This window comes from Gardnerella sp. 30-4 (genome assembly GCF_001641215.1).
Lineage (GTDB): Bacteria > Actinomycetota > Actinomycetes > Actinomycetales > Bifidobacteriaceae > Bifidobacterium > Bifidobacterium leopoldii.
In genome coordinates this window covers 2,256-6,806 of record NZ_LXJL01000113.1, presented here as the reverse complement: position 1 = coordinate 6,806, position 4,551 = coordinate 2,256, and the positions used below count along the sequence as shown (strand labels likewise).

Annotated in this window: 4 protein-coding genes; all 4 read left to right on the top strand. The window is 37.9% G+C overall.

Going from position 1 to position 4,551, the window contains the following annotated elements:
• The first annotated feature begins 75 nt into the window (after positions 1 to 75).
• A complete protein-coding gene (gene rsmG / locus A5294_RS05875) occupies positions 76 to 786 on the top strand; it encodes a 16S rRNA (guanine(527)-N(7))-methyltransferase RsmG (protein ID WP_004119703.1) in 711 nt (236 codons plus the stop codon).
• 757 nt (positions 787 to 1,543) lie between these two features.
• Entirely contained in the window at positions 1,544 to 2,515 is a 972-nt protein-coding gene (locus A5294_RS05870) for a ParA family protein (protein WP_064340687.1), read from the top strand.
• Positions 2,515 to 3,873 carry a ParB/RepB/Spo0J family partition protein gene (locus A5294_RS05865; protein ID WP_004106045.1) on the top strand — a complete coding sequence of 453 codons (1,359 nt, stop codon included), beginning with the start codon at positions 2,515 to 2,517 and terminating at the stop codon, positions 3,871 to 3,873. The genes A5294_RS05870 and A5294_RS05865 overlap by 1 nt, the downstream gene beginning before the upstream one ends.
• A 383-nt stretch (positions 3,874 to 4,256) precedes the next feature.
• The coding region (locus tag A5294_RS06850; RefSeq protein WP_197457107.1) for a hypothetical protein at positions 4,257 to 4,551 on the top strand (295 nt) is incomplete at its 3' end.

Genomic DNA, 4,551 nt, shown 5'->3' with positions numbered 1-4,551 from the left:
GAAACAAAAAATGTTTTGTTGTGTTACTTTTTATTTATTTTTTATTATATTTCTTTTATTTGTTTTGGGGAAAATATGGAAGCTAGTTTAGATAAAAAATATGAGGAAGATGCACAAAAAGTAGCGGACGAATTAGAAGGATCCCCATTGTTAAGTGAAGTTTTAGGTGAAGCATTAGAAAAGTGCAAGCTGTTTCACGTGAAACTTCAGCAAGAAGGATTAGTAAGAGGTCTTATCGGTCCTAGAGATATGAATATTCTTTGGGAAAGGCATATATTAAATTCTGCAGCAGTTGTTCCTTTTATTAAAGAAGCAGTAGTTGGTAGGAAAAATAAAAGAGTTGCAGACGTAGGTAGTGGCGGAGGTTTTCCTGGTCTAGTTTTAGCTGCGTGCTTACCTGATTATGACGTTACTTTGATTGAACCTATGGAGCGTCGTGTTGATTGGTTGTGTGAGTGCGTTGCTCTTATGAAATTAAAAAATGTTACTATATTTCACGGCAGATCAGATGAAGTTATTGACAAAATTAAGTCACATGAAATTCCAGCGTTTGATGTAGTAACATGCAGAGCCGTAGCTCCTATGACGAAATTAGCTGGATGGACTATTCCTCTATTGAATAAGCACGGGAAATTAATAGCATTAAAAGGTAAATCTGCTCAAGCAGAAGTAGAAAAAGCTGTAAAAATGATTCGAAAAGCTGGTGGCACAAATCCTCGCATTCTTGAAGCGCCAGTTGCATCTGGTTTGCAGCCGACTACAGTCGTATTAATCGATAAAGCCTAATTTTTTTAATTAAAATTTGTGTTTGCGCGAGTTATCGTTTAATGTGGCGCGAGTTTTGGGCTGGTGTTTGGCTGGCGGGTTTCTGAAGTGGCTGTGTGAGATAGGAATTACTAGCGCGACGACCTGCTTTCGCGCTCAGAGCGTAGCGCGCGAAAGCAACTCGGAGCGTGAGCTTGTTCAGACGGAAAGTCCAGTGGACTTTCCGTGCAAGCTCAGCCGAATGGCGATTAGCCATGAGGACAGCGCTCCGCTCTTATACCTTATTTGGACTTAGCGGTTGTGTAGTTAAGTTTAGTTTTTTACTTACTTTTTCTGCAAAAATAGTATTCGTCAATAAGATTATTACTATCGTTCCGCTTTTATATTGCTCGACAAGCAATTCCTATCTCCCATACGTTAATTCCAATCACAGTTGTTTTTGGTACGGTAGGAGTGCCTGGTATGGCGTGTGCAGCAGCAATGGCGCTAGTGTTCTTTAAGCAATAAATACTCAACGTCTGCAGAGCAATACTGTTAAAGCTCACTAAGCAACAAATAATCGCTGTTAGCAAAGCATTACTGCAAAGCTTCATGAACGTGCAAGATTTAATCAGTGCGAAAAATCGAAAAAATACGTAGTTAGTTATGGAATAAGGTGTTGATGTTTCATGTGAAACATCAAAAAAATTTGTGCTTTTTATGTCCATAGAAACGACGAAACTTAAAACACGATATTTTATTTTAAGAGTTTCGCATATTTAATTGGGGGTGATACATCGTGGAATCAGCTGCTGAAACGATTCAACGAATTTTTGGAGATTCGAAATCCTCCCTAGGTATTGAATTGGCAGATTTGACATCTCGTTTTCATTCCATTGAACAGGCGAAATATCCTAAGCCTAAGCAAACGCGTTTTATTGCTGTTGCTAATCAAAAAGGTGGAGTAGGAAAAACAAGTTCTGCTGTAAATCTTGCTGCAGCTATGGCTGTGAGTGGATCAAAAGTACTTCTTATTGATATGGATCCACAGGGGAATGCATCAACTGCATTAAATGCTCCTCATGCTTCTGGTAATTTGTCGGTTTACGATGTTCTTGAAGGGCGAAAAAGTATCGCTGAAGTAAAACATGCTTGTCCAGATATTGAGGGACTTGATGTTGTTCCAGCATCTATTGATTTAAGCGGTGCTGAATTAGAGCTTGCAGATATGGATAATCGTAATAATCTGTTAAAGGATGCCTTGCAAGAATATCTTGATAATAGCAGCGAACACTATGATTATGTTTTTATCGATTGTCCTCCGTCGCTTGGCTTATTAGTTATTAATGCAATGTGTGCAGCACGTGAAATGCTTATACCAATTCAAGCTGAGTATTATGCTCTTGAAGGTTTAGGACAGCTTATAAGAACTATTGGTTTGGTCCAGCAACATTACAATCCAATTTTAGTTGTTTCTACAATGCTTGTTACTATGTTTGACAAGCGAACTTTATTAGGCAGAGAGGTTTTCCAAGAAGTTAAAAAACATTATCCAAATATTGTGCTTGAGACTACGATCCCTCGTACTGTGAAAATACCTGAAGCGCCAAGTTTTAACCAAAGTGTTATTACTTATGATCCTCATGGATCAGGAGCGATTTCTTATCGCGAAGCTGCGTTAGAAATCGCGAAGAGATCTAAGACGGTATTATCTGTTATTACAGCAAAGCAAGATGCTAATCGACAAGAACAACAACAGGAGAATAAATAATGAGTGGAAATAAGTCTCGCCTGGGTAAAGGTTTAGGCGCTTTGTTCCCAGCTTTGCCTGGCGAGGATGCGCTTGCCGATGCGTCTAATAATTTGCAATTTAATGTTTCGCATGAAACAGAAAAATCCGAATCTGTGGATAGTCAATTAGAAAAACAAGCAAAAGTTTCACGTGAAACGTTACATAAAGATAATAATCAATCAAAAAATGTTTCACATGAAACAAAGGTCCCTAGTATGAGCAATTCAATTGCTCCTCATGTGGATAAGAATAATAACAAAATAAAGAATGTTTCACGTGAAACCGTGCCGTCAATTCATACTAACAAGCATTCTCACAAACGTTCAACTATGCCATCTCTTGGAGATGTCACTAGACCTATGGATTTCTTTTTTGGAGATTCAGCATCGACTACATTTATGTCATCTAAGACAAAAAATAATGAAGAAAATGCTTTTGGCGAAAAAAATAAAGCTGTTGAAAAATCGAATAAAACCGCAAAAAATGAGCCTTTGAAGCCAGTAAAAGGCGGATATTTAGCTTATCTTAAGCCGCTAGATATTGTTCCTAATGCGCATCAACCGCGAACAATTTTTGATGAAGATGAGCTGCGAGAACTTGCATCATCTATTAAAGAAGTTGGCGTTTTACAGCCTATAGTTGTGCGACCTATTGTTGATGCCGATAAAAATGATGAACAAATTGCACATTATGAACTTATTATGGGTGAAAGAAGATGGCGTGCTTCTCAGCTAGCTGAACTTGATACAGTTCCAGCGATTGTGCGCACAACTGCTGATGAAAATATGTTAAGAGATGCATTGCTTGAAAATCTTCATCGCGTTGCTCTTAATCCTCTTGAAGAAGCGGCAGCATATTCTCAGATGATAGATGATTTTGGTTTAACACAGATTCAGCTTTCTCAGTCTGTATCAAAATCACGTCCACAAATTGCTAATACTTTAAGACTTCTCAATCTTCCTGCTAGCGTGCAAAAACATGTCGCCTCAGGCGTGCTTTCTGCAGGTCACGCACGAGCACTACTTGGCTTGGAAAATCCAGAAGATATGGAAAGTCTAGCTAAGCGCATTATTGCAGAAGGATTGTCAGTTCGTAGTACTGAAGAGATTGTTTCGTTGAAGAATGAAGATACATCTCATGGAGCAGTACGTACGCGTGTGCGTCGCAATAATCAGTGGTCTTCTTCGCCTGTGCGCAAGCAGCTTGAGGAGCATTTTGCTACCAAAGTTTCTATTAAGGGCACAGAAAATCATGGTCGCATTGAAATCGTATTTTCTTCTCCTGAAGAAATGCAACGAATTATTGGTTTACTTGTTGATGGGAATGGTAAAAACTAGAACCAGATTTGAAGAGCATGTAGCACAAAATATAACAGTAAGTAAATTGCGCTAATATTCCTATCTCCGCAGTTTATGGACGGAATAAATTTATGCAACGAGTAATTGCATCTCTGTTAAGAACTATTAAGAAATAAATATCGGAGTGTGCAAATAAGTTGCTCAGTAGTAGCAACGTAATTAGGATGGCATGTATAAGAATAGCATGTGAAGTAAGTAAAATAGGAATATCAAATCCAATATTATGCATAATGCTTGATTTTTGATCGGTTCGTATATAGCCTAATGTTTAGTGTTATCCGATATTTAAAACAGATAACGCTCATTCGCATAAATGGTGAATAATATTTGCAAAAATGCATATATAGAAGAAAGGGAAAGATATGTTAAATAAGAAAGTTGCTAAAACTTTTGCTTTTAGTGTAAGCGTGGTTTGTGGGCTAGTTGTTTCTGGATTATTTGCATCCAGTGCTCATGCATGTGTTTTTGATGATGTTGATCATAGTGTTTATACCAATCCTTCTAGTTCTTACCTGAGTAGTTTAGACTCATTTGATAATCTTTATTCAGGTAAAAAGGTTTCAGTTGAATTATTGAACAAGTGTGATTATATGACTGGTGGGGATTGTGCTCCGCTTCCGCCTTATGCTTCTATTCTTGACGGTGTCGATTCTGATA

Coding starts and splice junctions, on each gene's coding strand:
- rsmG (WP_004119703.1), top strand. CDS start 76: ATGGAAGCTAGTTTAGATAAAAAATATGAGGAAGATGCACAAAAAGTA.
- A5294_RS05865 (WP_004106045.1), top strand. CDS start 2,515: ATGAGTGGAAATAAGTCTCGCCTGGGTAAAGGTTTAGGCGCTTTGTTC.